Genomic DNA, 346 nt, shown 5'->3' on the forward strand with positions numbered 1-346 from the left:
GGCCGCCGCATGATCGCCCACGCCCCGGCACGTCCCTCAGCCGACGTCCGTGCGAGCGCACACCGCCGGACCATCCGTGACCGACCACGCCACCACCGAAGCCGCCCTCTGACGGAGGGTGTTCGGTAACGACCGCATGACCACGGACCCACCTGCCCCGGAAGGACTCCGCACGCCGGGATCCTCCGCGGGTCCTTCCCCGATCAGCGACCACGACGGAACCCCACCCGTACGGAATCGGGCCGCGTGACCACCGCGCGCCCTCGACAACCGAGGAAACGGAACTCGTATGAGCCGCACGAGCCGCACCACCCTGCGCCGATCCCGAACAGCACTCATGGCGGCG

It is taken from the genome of Streptomyces sp. NRRL WC-3549 (genome assembly GCF_000721935.1).
Taxonomy (GTDB): Bacteria; Actinomycetota; Actinomycetes; order Streptomycetales; family Streptomycetaceae; genus Streptomyces.